The organism is Streptomyces silvae, from assembly GCF_016745505.1.
Lineage (GTDB): Bacteria > Actinomycetota > Actinomycetes > Streptomycetales > Streptomycetaceae > Streptomyces > Streptomyces silvae.
On record NZ_JAERUC010000064.1, the window covers coordinates 13,637 to 25,917 of the forward strand.

The 12,281-nt window shown below is 71.8% G+C and carries 14 protein-coding genes; 8 read left to right on the forward strand and 6 right to left on the reverse strand.

Annotation, left to right across the window (positions count from 1 at the left end):
- Position 1 precedes the first annotated feature (1 nt).
- The gene (locus JKV81_RS08315) at positions 2 to 967 is read right to left on the reverse strand and encodes an alpha/beta fold hydrolase (protein ID WP_129265337.1); all 966 of its coding nucleotides are present in this window, start codon (positions 965 to 967) and stop codon (positions 2 to 4) included.
- A gap of 110 nt (positions 968 to 1,077) precedes the next feature.
- Here JKV81_RS08315 and JKV81_RS08320 point away from each other — a divergent pair, with 110 nt between their 5' ends.
- From JKV81_RS08320 to JKV81_RS08335, 4 genes are all read left to right on the forward strand, one after another.
- Positions 1,078 to 1,293 (forward strand): Rv3202a family protein, encoded by a 216-nt coding sequence (locus JKV81_RS08320; protein WP_129265336.1) that lies wholly within the window; start codon positions 1,078 to 1,080, stop codon positions 1,291 to 1,293.
- Between the two features lie 168 nt (positions 1,294 to 1,461).
- Positions 1,462 to 2,103 carry a TetR/AcrR family transcriptional regulator gene (locus JKV81_RS08325; protein WP_099174612.1) on the forward strand — a complete coding sequence of 214 codons (642 nt, stop codon included), beginning with the start codon at positions 1,462 to 1,464 and terminating at the stop codon, positions 2,101 to 2,103.
- Positions 2,104 to 2,238: 135 nt separating this feature from the next.
- Complete coding sequence (locus JKV81_RS08330) at positions 2,239 to 2,466, forward strand: DUF3107 domain-containing protein (protein WP_161198847.1); 228 nt, start codon at positions 2,239 to 2,241, stop codon at positions 2,464 to 2,466.
- Positions 2,467 to 2,662: 196 nt separating this feature from the next.
- Positions 2,663 to 2,935, forward strand: a complete 273-nt coding sequence (locus JKV81_RS08335) for a hypothetical protein (RefSeq protein WP_099174614.1) — start codon at positions 2,663 to 2,665, stop codon at positions 2,933 to 2,935.
- Between the two features lie 8 nt (positions 2,936 to 2,943).
- Here JKV81_RS08335 and JKV81_RS08340 read toward each other — a convergent pair whose 3' ends face one another.
- Positions 2,944 to 3,690, reverse strand: coding sequence for a ferritin-like fold-containing protein (locus tag JKV81_RS08340; protein ID WP_129265335.1), 747 nt, complete (start codon positions 3,688 to 3,690; stop codon positions 2,944 to 2,946).
- 450 nt (positions 3,691 to 4,140) lie between these two features.
- Here JKV81_RS08340 and JKV81_RS08345 point away from each other — a divergent pair, with 450 nt between their 5' ends.
- The gene (locus tag JKV81_RS08345) at positions 4,141 to 6,144 is read left to right on the forward strand and encodes a DEAD/DEAH box helicase (protein WP_236055799.1); all 2,004 of its coding nucleotides are present in this window, start codon (positions 4,141 to 4,143) and stop codon (positions 6,142 to 6,144) included.
- A 143-nt stretch (positions 6,145 to 6,287) separates the two neighbouring features.
- Positions 6,288 to 7,142: an alpha/beta fold hydrolase gene (locus JKV81_RS08350; protein ID WP_202075289.1), complete on the forward strand. Its 855-nt coding sequence runs from the start codon at positions 6,288 to 6,290 to the stop codon at positions 7,140 to 7,142.
- 24 nt (positions 7,143 to 7,166) lie between these two features.
- Here the strand turns inward: JKV81_RS08350 and JKV81_RS08355 are convergent, their stop codons facing one another.
- Positions 7,167 to 8,078 (reverse strand): NYN domain-containing protein, encoded by a 912-nt coding sequence (locus JKV81_RS08355; protein WP_129265332.1) that lies wholly within the window; start codon positions 8,076 to 8,078, stop codon positions 7,167 to 7,169.
- Positions 8,079 to 8,288: 210 nt separating this feature from the next.
- Between JKV81_RS08355 and JKV81_RS08360 the strand changes: the two genes are divergently transcribed.
- Positions 8,289 to 8,441 (forward strand): DUF8834 family protein, encoded by a 153-nt coding sequence (locus JKV81_RS08360; RefSeq protein WP_014154223.1) that lies wholly within the window; start codon positions 8,289 to 8,291, stop codon positions 8,439 to 8,441.
- A 107-nt stretch (positions 8,442 to 8,548) separates the two neighbouring features.
- Here the strand turns inward: JKV81_RS08360 and JKV81_RS08365 are convergent, their stop codons facing one another.
- From JKV81_RS08365 to JKV81_RS08375, 3 genes are all read right to left on the reverse strand, one after another.
- Positions 8,549 to 9,154 carry a MarC family protein gene (locus JKV81_RS08365; protein WP_202075290.1) on the reverse strand — a complete coding sequence of 202 codons (606 nt, stop codon included), beginning with the start codon at positions 9,152 to 9,154 and terminating at the stop codon, positions 8,549 to 8,551.
- A 114-nt stretch (positions 9,155 to 9,268) separates the two neighbouring features.
- Entirely contained in the window at positions 9,269 to 10,135 is an 867-nt protein-coding gene (locus tag JKV81_RS08370; protein ID WP_129265330.1) for a PHP domain-containing protein, read from the reverse strand.
- 86 nt (positions 10,136 to 10,221) lie between these two features.
- On the reverse strand, positions 10,222 to 10,866 hold the full coding sequence (locus JKV81_RS08375) for a DUF6758 family protein (protein ID WP_202075291.1): 645 nt from the start codon (positions 10,864 to 10,866) through the stop codon (positions 10,222 to 10,224).
- 157 nt (positions 10,867 to 11,023) lie between these two features.
- Between JKV81_RS08375 and JKV81_RS08380 the strand changes: the two genes are divergently transcribed.
- Positions 11,024 to 12,256 (forward strand): MFS transporter, encoded by a 1,233-nt coding sequence (locus JKV81_RS08380; protein ID WP_202075292.1) that lies wholly within the window; start codon positions 11,024 to 11,026, stop codon positions 12,254 to 12,256.
- The last annotated feature ends 25 nt before the right edge of the window (positions 12,257 to 12,281 follow it).

Below are 12,281 nucleotides of genomic sequence, written 5' to 3' on the forward strand. Positions count from 1 at the left end.
ATCAGCTCCCGCCGCGTTCGTCGAGCAGTTCCCGGAAGGCCTGGGCGACCGCCTCCGGGTACTCCATCATCGCCACGTGCCCCGCGTCGGGCAGTGTCAGAAGGCGCGAGTCGCGGAAGGCCGCGGACGCCTTGCGTGCCATCCGGTACGAGACCAGCTGGTCCCGTCCGCCGTACACCAGGAGGGTCGGTGCGAGCACCCTCTCGGCCTGGCGCCACAGCCCGTGCTGTCCTCCCAGCGTGTAGGCATCGACGATGCCCCGCGCCGAGCGTGTCATGGCGTCCCAGAAGTACGGCAGTTCAAGCCGGCGCTCCATCTCGGCCACCGCATGGCGGAAGGCTTCGTCGGAGATACGTGCCGGATCGCCGTAACAGAGTGCCATGGCGCCACGGGTGCGCTGTTCCGCGGTCCAGTCCCGGGTGAGCCGGGCGAACAGGGTTGCGACGCCCGGGAGTGCGAGCAGGGCGGTCGGCACGGCGGGCCGCTGCACCCTGATCTCGGGCAGAGCCGGGGAGATCAGGGTCAGGGTGCGCACCAGATCGGGCCGGGCGGCCGCGACCCGGGTGGCAACGGCGCCGCCCAAAGAGTTACCGAAAAGGTGAACGGGCCCCCGGCCGCCCGCGTCCAGCAGCCGGATCACCGCACGGGCGTGGCCGGTCAGGGAGTAGTTGCCGTCGTCCGGCGGCGGGGAGTCCCCGAAGCCGGGCAGGTCGACGGCCTCGCTGTCGAGCGTGTCCGCCAGCAGCGGCATCAGGGCCGACCAGTTCTGGGAGGAGCCGCCCAGGCCGTGGACGAGGAGGGCGGGCTCCGCCCCCTCCGCCTCCGCCGGGCGGGAACGGACGGTCAGGGTGAGGCCGGCCAGCGTGACGGAGCGCAGCTTCTCCCCCTCCGCGACCCGGACGGCACTGACCGTGGGCGCCACCGCGGCAGCGGCGGCTTGGATACCGGGCAGCTCGGTCGAAGACATGCGGCAATGTTACGAGACGATCACGCGGTGGTTCATGTGTTCGCGGTCACAGGCCGCATAGCGTCCCCCGTGGGTTGCTCCTAGGCTGCAAGGGAAGGAAGGGAGCCACCATGACGGTCGATCCGAGCGACCCGGAGACGTTCGAGGATCCGCAGCCGGACGAAACGGACCCCGAAGCCCCCGAAGCCGACACCGCCGAACAGCAGGCCGCCGTCCGCCCGGAGAGCGACGAACCGCTCACCGACCTCGACCGCACCACCGCGAACGAGGCGGATGCGGCGGAACAGGCCCGCGTGGTCACACATGATGAGGACGATTACCGGTAAAACGCACCGCTTTGCGGCATGGGCCGACGAATCCGTGGCTACCGCAGCCGTCCGGTCCGTGAAATTCTGCGTCCGCGCCGCGCGCACCCGGGTTACTCAAAAGTACGATGGCCCCACGGCGCAGCGTGCACGGTACGGCTGTGTTCGAACACGAATTTGGGAGGCGGCGTGACAGCCATCGAGCAGACAGAGGCGGCGCGCCCGCGGGGCACCCGGCTGCCCCGCCGTGCCCGACGCAATCAGCTGCTGGGCGCCGCCCAGGAGGTCTTCGTCGCCCAGGGCTACCACGCCGCGGCGATGGACGACATCGCCGAGCGGGCGGGCGTCAGCAAGCCGGTGCTCTACCAGCACTTCCCCGGCAAGCTGGAGCTCTACCTCGCCCTCCTCGACCAGCACTGCGAGTCGCTGCTCCAGGCGGTCCGTACGGCGCTCGCCTCGACCACGGACAACAAGCTGCGCGTCGAGGCGACGATGGACGCCTACTTCGCGTACGTCGAGGACGAGGGCGGCGCCTTCCGTCTGGTCTTCGAGTCCGACCTGACCAACGAGCCGGCGGTCCGCGAGAGGGTCGACCGGGTCTCGCTGCAGTGCGCGGAGGCCATCTCCGACGTCATCGCGGGTGACACGGGACTGTCCAAGGACGAGTCCATGCTGCTGGCCGTCGGCCTCGGCGGCGTCTCGCAGGTCGTGGCGCGCTACTGGCTGTCCAGCCCGTCCGGCATTCCGCGCGACTCCGCCGTGCAGCTGCTGACGTCTCTCGCCTGGCGGGGCATCGCGGGATTCCCGCTGCACGGAGCCGATCAGCACTGAGCCGGGCGTGAGCCGCGGCCGGTGTTCGCTGCGGGCGTTGCCGGTCGACCCGTGGTCCGTCCCTTCACCGGGCTAATGTGTGCTGCGTACGGCGCGGTTCACCGCGCAGAGACGGACCGTCGGAGGGACATAGCCGTGGAGGTCAAGATCGGGGTGCAGCACACGCCCCGCGAGATCGTTCTGGAGAGCGGACTTTCCGCCGAAGAGGTCGAGAGCGCGGTCGGCGAGGCGCTCAACGGCAAGGCGCAGCTGCTCAGCCTCACGGACGACAAGGGCCGCAAGGTCCTGGTGCCGGCCGACCGGATCGCCTACGTGGAGATCGGCGAGCCCACCGCCCGTCGGGTGGGGTTCGGCGCGCTGTAGCCCGCGCGACACGGCAGCAGAGGTGGAGGCCCGGCGGAATCGTCCGCCGGGCCTCCACCTTTTCTCCTCCGGATCCGCTCCGGGTCCTTCCCTCGATGGGCTTCCCACCGGCCGGGGAGGGTTGTATTCCGCCGGCCCCGGGTAGGACGGCCTGTGACCGACCGACCGCCGCGCAATCAAGCGAGGTGACCCCTTAGTGCTCTGGGAATCCATCAGCTCCGTCGTGCTCGGACTCGCCCTGTCATGGGTCGCGCTCCGCACCCTGCCCGGCCGGCTCCCGTCCCTCCGCGTGGTGTTCGTCACGGGAGGACTGGGCGCCCTGTTCGGCGCGTATCTGACGCACTCGACGGTGGGCTCCGGCCATGCCCTGACCACGGTCACCGGCGCCGTGCTGGTCGCGGCGGTGACCCTGTCCCTGCTGATCCGCCCGCGCGGCAGCCGCCCGGTGCGCTCGGCGGCCGCCCAGTAGGTCCCTGATCAGGCGGCGAGGCCCAGCGCGGCCATCCGCTTGGTGTGCGCCTCGGTGATCCGGGAGAACATCCGGCCGACCTCGGCCAGGTCGAAGCCGTCCGCCACGCCGCCCACGAGCATCGTGGACAGGGCGTCGCGGTCGGCGACCACCCGCTGCGCCTGCGAGAGGGCCTCGCCCATCAGCCTGCGCGCCCACAGGGCGAGCCTGCCGCCGACGCGGGGCTCCGCCTCGATCGCGGCCCGCACCTTCTCGACCGCGAAGTTCCCGTGGCCCGTGTCGTCGAGCACGGACAGGACGAGGGAGCGGGTGTCCGTGTCGAGGCGGGCGGCGATCTCCCGGTAGAAGTCACTGGCGATCGAGTCGCCGACGTACGCCTTGACCAGGCCCTCCAGCCAGTCCGACGGGGCCGTCTGGCGGTGGAAGTCGTCCAGCGCCTTGGCGAACGGCTCCATGGCGGCGGTCGGCGGCTCGTCGACGGCCGTGAGCCGGTCGGTCAGCTGCTCGAAATGATGGAATTCGGCGGACGCCATCTTCGCCAGTGCCGCCTTGTCGTCGAGTGTCGGCGCGAGTTTCGCATCCTCGGCGAGCCGCTCGAAGGCCGCGAGTTCCCCGTAGGCGAGTGCGCCGAGCAGATCCACGACCGCGGCGCGGTACTGCGGGTCGGCGGACGCGGTGGCCCAGTCCTGGGCGGCGATCCCGGTCGGTGCGGGTGCTTCGTCGGATGCTTCAGTGGCGTTGTCAGGCGTCTCCATGCAGCGCAGAATAGCCCGCCCCGAAGGGTGCGGAAGGGCCTGGTCAGCAGGAGACATCACACCGTTCCGATGAATTCGCCCAACACACATGCGCGAATCCGGGGTACAGTGGTATTGCGCTTACTGAGCATTTTCTTGTGCCAGGAGCGCGACCTTGAATGAGGATGCCCGGTCGGTGGCCCGATCGGCTCCGACCCGACAGCCCTCCACGCGGGGCGTACACCACGTACGACCGCAGAGGAGGGGACCCCTCAGCGGCACGAGCGCTCGAGCGACGGCAGTGGTCCCGCGCCACCCGGCCCCTCCATGGCCGGATGACCAACCCCGGCACGGTACGACCCCCAGCGTTCGCCTCGGTCCGCGTCTCACAGAAGAGGCAGCACCCTGACTACGTTCCGCGACCTCGGAATCCTTACCGAGACGGCCGAAGCCCTCGAGGCGGTCGGCATCATGTCCCCCTTCCCCATCCAGGAGATGACGCTCCCCGTAGCGCTCTCCGGCTCCGACGTCATCGGCCAGGCCAAGACCGGCACCGGCAAGACGCTCGGCTTCGGCCTGCCGCTCCTGGAGCGTGTGACCGTCCCCGCCGACGTCGAGGCCGGCCGCGCCGCGCCCGAGAAGCTGACGGACGCGCCGCAGGCCCTGATCGTCGTTCCCACCCGCGAGCTGTGCCAGCAGGTCACCAACGACCTGCTGACCGCCGGCAAGGTGCGTAACGTCCGCGTTCTCGCGATCTACGGCGGCCGGGCGTACGAGCCCCAGGTCGAGGCCCTCAAGAAGGGCGTCGACGTGGTCGTCGGCACCCCGGGGCGCCTGCTCGACCTGGCGGGCCAGCGCAAGCTCGACCTCTCGCACATCCGTGTCCTCGTCCTGGACGAGGCCGACGAGATGCTCGACCTGGGCTTCCTGCCCGACGTCGAGCGCATCATCACGATGCTGCCGCCGAAGCGCCAGACGATGCTGTTCTCGGCCACCATGCCCGGTGCCGTCATCAGCCTCGCGCGCCGCTACATGTCGCAGCCGACGCACATCAACGCCACGTCGCCCGACGACGAGGGCACGACCGTCAAGAACACGGTCCAGCACGTCTACCGCGCGCACAACATGGACAAGCCCGAGATGGTCTCGCGCATCCTGCAGGCCGAGGGCCGCGGGCTGGCGATGATCTTCTGCCGTACGAAGCGGACGGCCGCCGACATCGCGGAGCAGCTGGAGAAGCGCGGCTTCGCGTCCGGCGCGGTCCACGGCGACCTCGGACAGGGCGCCCGCGAGCAGGCGCTGCGCGCCTTCCGCAACGGCAAGGTCGACGTCCTCGTCTGCACCGATGTCGCCGCACGCGGCATCGACGTCGAGGGTGTGACCCATGTCATCAACTACCAGTCGCCGGAGGACGAGAAGACGTACCTCCACCGCATCGGCCGTACCGGCCGCGCGGGCGCCAAGGGCATCGCGATCACGCTGGTCGACTGGGACGACATCCCGCGCTGGCAGCTGATCAACAAGGCCCTGGATCTGAAGTTCCCGGACCCGCCGGAGACGTACTCCACGTCCCCGCACCTGTACGAGGAGCTCAACATCCCGGCCGGCACCAAGGGTGTCCTGCCGCGCACCGAGCGGACCCGTGCGGGTCTGCGCGCGGAGGAGATCGAGGACCTCGGCGAGACCGGTGGCCGCGGCCGCAAGTCCGCCCCCGCCTCGGCACCGGCTCCCCGCGAGGAGCGCCCGCCGCGCACGCCGCGTCAGCGCCGTCGTACGCGGGGCGGCAGCGTCCTCGACGAGGCCGCCGCCGTGACCGTGCCCGCGCCCGCCGCCGAGGCGGCCGGTGAGGACACGCCGGAGCCCCGCACCCCGCGCCGCCGGCGCCGTACCCGTGGAGCGGCCCCCGAGGCCGTGACCGAGGGCGCGGTGGCCGTGGCGGAGGCCGCTGTGGCCGAGACCCCGGCCCCGGTCGTCGAGCCGACGGTCGTGACCGAGGCCGAGCCGGCCGCGGAGACCAAGCCGCGCCGTCGCCGTGCGCGTGCCACGACCACGGCCGCGAAGTCCGATGCCGCGCCGGCCCCCGCCGCCGAGCCCGTCGTCGACTTCCAGACCGTGGCGGTCGCCGCCCCCGTGGCGGAGCCCGTGGCCACCAAGCCGCGCCGCCGCACCCGGGTCGTGAAGCCGGCCGACGAGGTCGACTTCCAGATCGCCCCGGCCTCGGAGCCGGTGACCGAGACCAAGCAGCGTCGCCGTCCGCGCGCCGCGACCAAGCCGAAGGCCGAGGCGGTGGCCTCCACGGCGACCGCCGAGGACACCGGTGAGACCAAGCCGCGCCGTCGCCGGCCGCGTGCCGCCGCGGAGAAGGCGGAGACCGCCGCGGTGACCGAGACCGGGGCGGCCGGCGAGGCACCGGCGAAGCCGCGCAGGCGCCGGTCCCGCGCGGCGGCCACCGCCGGCGAGACGACCGAGGCCTGATCCCCGGCCGCAGTCACCTCCGTACGGCCCCGGTTCCCGCACCTGCGGGGGCCGGGGCCGTACGTCTGTCCGAGCGCTCGCCCGTACGCCTGCCGGGACGCCTGCCCGGGCAGGGCCCGGCGCCCGGCGATACGCTCGGGCCCATGAGCCGGCCGCCCACCTTCACCCCGCCCCCCTGTGCCCGTGCCCGCGTACTGCGTACCGGGCGTGGGGACTTCGCCGTGCTGGACGCCGCGCCGCCCGCCGGCGCGCACTCCACCGCCCTCCTGCTGCCCGGGTACACCGGCAGCAAGGAGGACTTCATCGCGCTGCTCGAACCGCTCGCCGACGCCGGGTTCCGGGTGCTGTCCGTCGACGGGCGGGGGCAGTACGAGACCGAGGGCGCGGGCCGGCAGAACCCTTACGCCCAGGCCGAGCTGGCCCGGGACGTGCTGGCCCAGGCGGCGGCCGTGGACGAGGTCCCCCCGCCCGGCGGCATCCATCTGCTCGGGCACTCCCTCGGCGGCCAGATCGCCCGCGCGGCGGTGCTGCTGGACGCCACGCCCTTCCGCTCGCTGACGCTGATGTCCTCCGGCCCCGCCGAGATCGACCCCGCCCAGCAGAAGAAGGCCCGGCTGCTCAGCGACGCGCTGGGCCGCTGGAGCATGGACGAGGTCTGGCAGATGATGCGCGCGATGGACCCGCCCGAGGACGCGGACACGGGCGACGGCGAGGATCTGCGCCGCCGCTGGCTGCGCCACGACCCGGCGCAGCTGATCGCCACCGGCGCGCAGCTGTCGTCCGAGCCCGACCGGGTGGACGAGCTCGCCGCGCTGGCCCTCCCCGTCCATGTGGTCTCGGGCGAGCGCGACGACGTCTGGCCGGTGCCGCTGCTCGACGGGATGGCCCGGCGGCTGGGCGCCCGCCGCACCGTGATCGAGGGCGCCGAGCACTCCCCCAACACGGCCCGGCCCGAGGAGACCGCGGCGGCCCTGGCCGCGTTCTGGAACGCCGTCTGACCCCGGGGCCACGCCGGGGTGCCGTCAGTACTGCGCCTGGAGGTGCTGCCAGAAGCCGTCGCGCAGTGCCCTGCGCAGATGGGCGTGGCCGCGCAGCGAGTGCTGGAGGAGCCGTTCGGCCTCGACGAGCAGGTCCTGGTCGACGGAGCCCGGCAGATAGGGGTGCCCGGGCAGCAGGTCGGCGAGGGCGTCCCGGCCGCGCGAGGAGAGCCAGCCCGCGGCGATCTGCGCGCCGACGAAGCGGACGTCCTCGCGTGCGGGCGCCGGGCTCTCGTCGTCGTACATCGTGACGGAGCGCCGGGTCACGTACGGGCGGCAGAAGTCCAGGTCGAAGGTGCGCTGGCTGTCGACCTCCCAGAGCAGCGGCTCGGCCTGGTTGCGGCCCTCGCCCGCCTCGATGCCCCAGAGGTGGACCCGGGCGCCGTACCCCTGGGCGGCCTCGACGGCCGAGACCAGGTCCTCGTCGCCGCCGACGAGTGCCGCGTCGCTGATGGCGCGGTGCCGGGCGAGGGACTCCAGGTCGGTGCGGATGAGTGAGTCGACGCCCTTCTGCTGGTTGTTGGCGTTGAGGTTGCCCAGCCGGACCTTGACGTCGGGGAGTTCGGCGATGGACTGCTGCTCGACGGTGTGGATCCGGCGCCTGGCCCCGTCGTACCAGTACACGCGCAGCAGCCTGCTGTCCGCGAAGATCGTGCGGGCCTTGTCGATGAAGGCCTCGATCAGCCCCTCCGCGTCCAGGTCGAAGGACCGGCGGTCCTCGGTGCCGGTGACGAGCAGTCCGGCCGCGGCGTAGACGTAGCCCGCGTCCACGAAGATCGCGTGGGTGGAGGGGGTCTTCGACACCTCGGCGAGTACGCGCTGGAGCAGCGCGTTGGTGCGGTCCAGCTGCTCGCGGATGCCCGCTCCCTCGTCCGTCCCTGTGTCCGGGTGGTTCATGCGGACCTCATCGTCCGCGCATGGCTGATTACCGACGGGTACTTAGGCATCCAAAAAATTTCCTTAGCGTAGGGAATGTTCGCGCCGGTCACCTCGTTGTACCCCCTGAGGGGCACGGGACCTGACCGTCCTGCGCTCCCCATCCTTGTGGACGGCGAGCCCGTCCTCCCAGTAGTTCTCCAGCAGGAGGATCAGACGAAGGGAAGCCATATGCGCTTCGAGATCATGCGACTCGACGATGTCGACGGTACCGCCGTGGACAGCACCGTCGTGGACGCCGCCTCCGTCAACCGGATCGTGCAGCAGGCCGCAGCCATGGGCCAGCGCATCTACATCCGGCCGGCCGACACGTCGGCTTCGTAACACCTTGCCTTGCTTGGCGTCGCTGATTTCGGGCGTATGACGAGCTGAAGACGAAGCGCCCCCGCACGGAGAGCCTGTGCGGGGGCGCTGTGCTGTCCGGGGCCGGGTCAGGAGTTCTGGATGACCTGGGTGACGCCGTTGATGATCTGCTGTACGGCGATGGCCGAGAGCATCATCCCGGCGAGCCTGGTGACCAGCACGACGCCGCCGTCCTTGATCACCCGGATGATCAGCAGCGAGTAACGCATGGTCAGCCAGAGCACCACGTGCATCGCGACGATCGCCGTCCAGACCGAGATCTGGCTGCCCATGCTGTCGGCGTGCTGCACCGCGAGGATCACGGAGACGATCGCACCCGGCCCGGCGAGCAGCGGCATGCCGAGCGGCACGAGGGCGACGTTGACGTCCTTCGTCTGCGTCGGCTCGTCCGTCTTGCCGGTGAGCAGGTCCAGCGCGATGAGCAGCAGGAGGAGCCCGCCCGCGATCATCAGCGCGGGGACGGAGACATGCAGGTAGTCGAGGATCTGCTGGCCCAGCAGGCCGAAGACGGCGATCACGCCGAACGCGACGGCGACGGCCTGGAGGGCCATCCTGCGCTGCACCTTGGCGGGGCGGCCCGCGGTGAGGGCCAGGAAGATCGGGGTGATTCCGGGCGGATCCATAATCACAAAAAGGGTGAGAAAAAGGGATCCGAAGACAGCGATGTCGAACACGGTGAGCCTTGCGAGAGAAGAGCGGGCCGAACAGGAGGAGGCGTGCGCCGGCGCGTCATGAGGACGCCCGGCCGCGCGGGGGGTGGGACGGGGAAGAGGGTGAGGAGAGCCCCGTTACGCGGGGACGGGTCCACCGGCGCCCGGCACGGGGAAGGCTCCCGTGGCGCGCCGGGTGATCTCGCCGTAGATCTCGGGGTCGGTGGTGTACTCCCCGAGCCGGACGGTCTTGCGGGAGCCGTGGTAGTCGCTGGACCCGGTGGGCAGCAGTCCCAGCTCGGCGGCGAGCCCCCGCAGCCGGGCCCTGGTGGGCTCGTCGTGGTCCATGTGGTCGACCTCGATGCCGTCCAGTCCGGCGGCGGCCAGCCGCGCGATCACGCTCTCCGGGACCACCGCGCCGCGCTTGACGGCGAGCGGGTGGGCGAAGACGGTGACGCCGCCCGCGGCCTTGACCAGCCGGATCGCGTCGAACGGGTCGAGCTCGTGCTTGTCGGCGTACGCGCGCCCGCCGTTGCCCAGCCAGGCCGGGGTGAAGGCGTCGGAGACGGTGTCGACGACGCCCAGCTCCACGAGTGCGGTGGCGACGTGCGGGCGGCCGACCGAACCGTCCCCAGCGATCCGCGCGACCTGCTCCCAGGTGACCGGGACGTCCAGCTCCTGGAGCTTGCGCACCATGGCCTGCGCCCGCGGCACCCGGTCGTCCCGGACGAGCTCGCGCTCACGGGCCAGTTCGGGCTCGGACGGGTCGAAGAGGTAGGCCAGCATGTGCAGGCTGATGCCGTCGACGCGGCAGGAGAGCTCGGCGCCGGTGACGAGGGTGAGGCCCTCGGGGAGTGCGGCCGTCGCCTCCGCGTGACCGCCGACCGTGTCGTGGTCGGTGAGGGCGACGACGTCGAGGCCCGCCGCCGCGGCGTTGGCCACGAGCTCGGCGGGGGTGTCCGTGCCGTCCGACGCGGTGGAGTGGGTGTGCAGATCGATGCGCACGACGCGGACTCCAGTGCTGGGGACGGACAGGGGACGCTCAAGGATAACCGCCGTACGTCACCCCTCCGGCCCCCTCCCGCGCGGGGTCAGGGCCGTGTGAGCAGCCGGGGTGTGAGCGCCCCGCAGGGCAGGAGGTCCACTTCGCCGCCCGCGTCGCGCAGGTCGGTCAGCACCAGTTCGTCGTACATCAGGAGCCCGGACTGCTCGGGCCAGATGATCGCCCAGAGCCAGAGGCCGCGCGCCTCGCCCGCGAAGACCGCGCGGTCGGCGGGGGCGTCCTTGACGTGCCAGAGCGGGGTGGGGCGTCCCGCCGCGAGCGCCTTGGCGTCCGGTGCCGCGTCGATGCCCAGGCCGGAGCCGGGGTCGGGGCCGTCGATGCCGGCGTAGCGCGCGCCGAGTCCCACGCCGAGCTCCTCGGCGACGAGGAGCAGCTCCCCCATGCCGCCGAGCGGGCCGGGGCCCGAGCACGTGACGGCGGTGGCCCGGCCGCCGCTGCGGTCGTCGCCCGCGTACGCCGCGCCCGTGAACAGCCAGCCCACCGGGAGCGGCCAGGGCATCCACACCGGCACCTGGGCCCGGTGCACCACCACGCCCAGCGCCTCGACGCTGGGCGGGACCACCGGCTGCATCGGGTGCACCTGGCCGTGCGCGGAGCACTGCCAGGCATCGGCGAAAAGGCCGGGCGCCCTGACCCGGCCACCGCACTTCGGGCAACTGGGTTCGCCCCTCATACCGCCCAACGGTCCTCTCCGGTCGTCGCCGCGTCAAGGACGATCACCCGTCCGCAGCGCGGCTCTGACCGGGAGAGATAGATGTGGGTTGCACTTATTAGAGTGCCTAACTTATTCTGTGTATAACGCAACGGTCTAGTGGAGAGCGAGAGAACCCATGCCGGCAGAGGATCCGTTCGACGAGGGAGCGACCAGCATCCTGCGTCAGCCGAAGGCCGTCTGGGCCACGGCGGGCGCCTCGGTCGTGGCCTTCATGGGGATCGGCCTGGTGGACCCGATCCTGCCGTCCATCGCCAAGGGACTCCAGGCCACGCCCAGTCAGGTGTCCCTGCTGTTCACCTCGTACTTCCTGATCACCGCCGTCGCGATGCTCGTGACCGGCTTCGTCTCCAGCCGCATCGGCGGACGCAAGACCCTGCTGGCCGGCCTGGCGCTGGTCGTCGTCTTCGCCGCGCTCTCCGGCACCTCGTCGTCCGTCGCCGAACTGGTCGGCTTCCGGGCGGGCTGGGGCCTGGGCAACGCCCTCTTCGTGTCGACGGCCCTCGCGGTGATCGTCGGCGCCGCCGCGGGCGGCAGCGCGGCCGCGATCCTGCTGTACGAGTCCGCGCTCGGCCTCGGCATGGCGTGCGGGCCGCTGGTCGGCGCCCTGCTCGGCGACGCCAGCTGGCGCTACCCGTTCTTCGGCACCGCCGCCCTGATGGCGATCGGCTTCCTCTGCATCACGGCGTTCCTCAAGGAACAGCCCAGGCCGGCCCGGAAGACCTCGCTGCTCGACCCGGTCAGGGCGCTCGGCCACGGCGGGCTCGCCTCGGTCGCCACCTCGGCGTTCTTCTACAACTACGCGTTCTTCACGATCCTGGCCTTCACGCCGTTCGTGCTGAACATGTCGCCGTACAGGTCGGGTGCGGTGTTCTTCGCCTGGGGCCTGCTGCTCGCCGTCTTCTCGGTGCTCGTCGCACCGCGCCTGCAGCGGCGCTTCGGCTCGCTGAAGGTGGTCGGCGGCTCCCTGGTGCTGCTCGCCGCGGACCTGGTGGTCCTCGGGTACGGCGACCACACGACGGCCATCGTCTGCACCATCGTCTCCGGCGCCTTCATCGGCATGAACAACACCGTCTACACCGAACTGGCCCTCGGCGTCTCGGACGCCCCGCGCCCGGTGGCGAGCGCCGGCTACAACTTCGTCCGCTGGTTCGCCGCCGCGGCGGCGCCCTACCTCGCCCCGAAGATCGAGGAGTGGAGCGACATCCACACGCCGTTCGTCGTCGCCGCCGTCGCGGCCCTCGTCGGCGCGGTGGTCGTGTGGGTCCGGCGCGCGGCGCTGACCCACGAGGCGCGGGGGCTGGAACCGCGGCACGCGGCGGAGGACGGCGTCACCGTCTTCGCCGACTGACCCGGCGGCCCGTCCCACCGGCCCC

Bases quoted from the DNA above. Each gene is read 5' to 3' on its own strand.
- JKV81_RS08315 (WP_129265337.1), bottom strand. From the start codon at position 967: ATGTCTTCGACCGAGCTGCCCGGTATCCAAGCCGCCGCTGCCGCGGTG.
- JKV81_RS08320 (WP_129265336.1), top strand. From the start codon at position 1,078: ATGACGGTCGATCCGAGCGACCCGGAGACGTTCGAGGATCCGCAGCCG.
- JKV81_RS08340 (WP_129265335.1), bottom strand. From the start codon at position 3,690: ATGGAGACGCCTGACAACGCCACTGAAGCATCCGACGAAGCACCCGCA.
- JKV81_RS08345 (WP_236055799.1), top strand. From the start codon at position 4,141: ATGTCCCCCTTCCCCATCCAGGAGATGACGCTCCCCGTAGCGCTCTCC.
- JKV81_RS08350 (WP_202075289.1), top strand. From the start codon at position 6,288: ATGAGCCGGCCGCCCACCTTCACCCCGCCCCCCTGTGCCCGTGCCCGC.
- JKV81_RS08355 (WP_129265332.1), bottom strand. From the start codon at position 8,078: ATGAACCACCCGGACACAGGGACGGACGAGGGAGCGGGCATCCGCGAG.
- JKV81_RS08360 (WP_014154223.1), top strand. From the start codon at position 8,289: ATGCGCTTCGAGATCATGCGACTCGACGATGTCGACGGTACCGCCGTG.
- JKV81_RS08375 (WP_202075291.1), bottom strand. From the start codon at position 10,866: ATGAGGGGCGAACCCAGTTGCCCGAAGTGCGGTGGCCGGGTCAGGGCG.
- JKV81_RS08380 (WP_202075292.1), top strand. From the start codon at position 11,024: ATGCCGGCAGAGGATCCGTTCGACGAGGGAGCGACCAGCATCCTGCGT.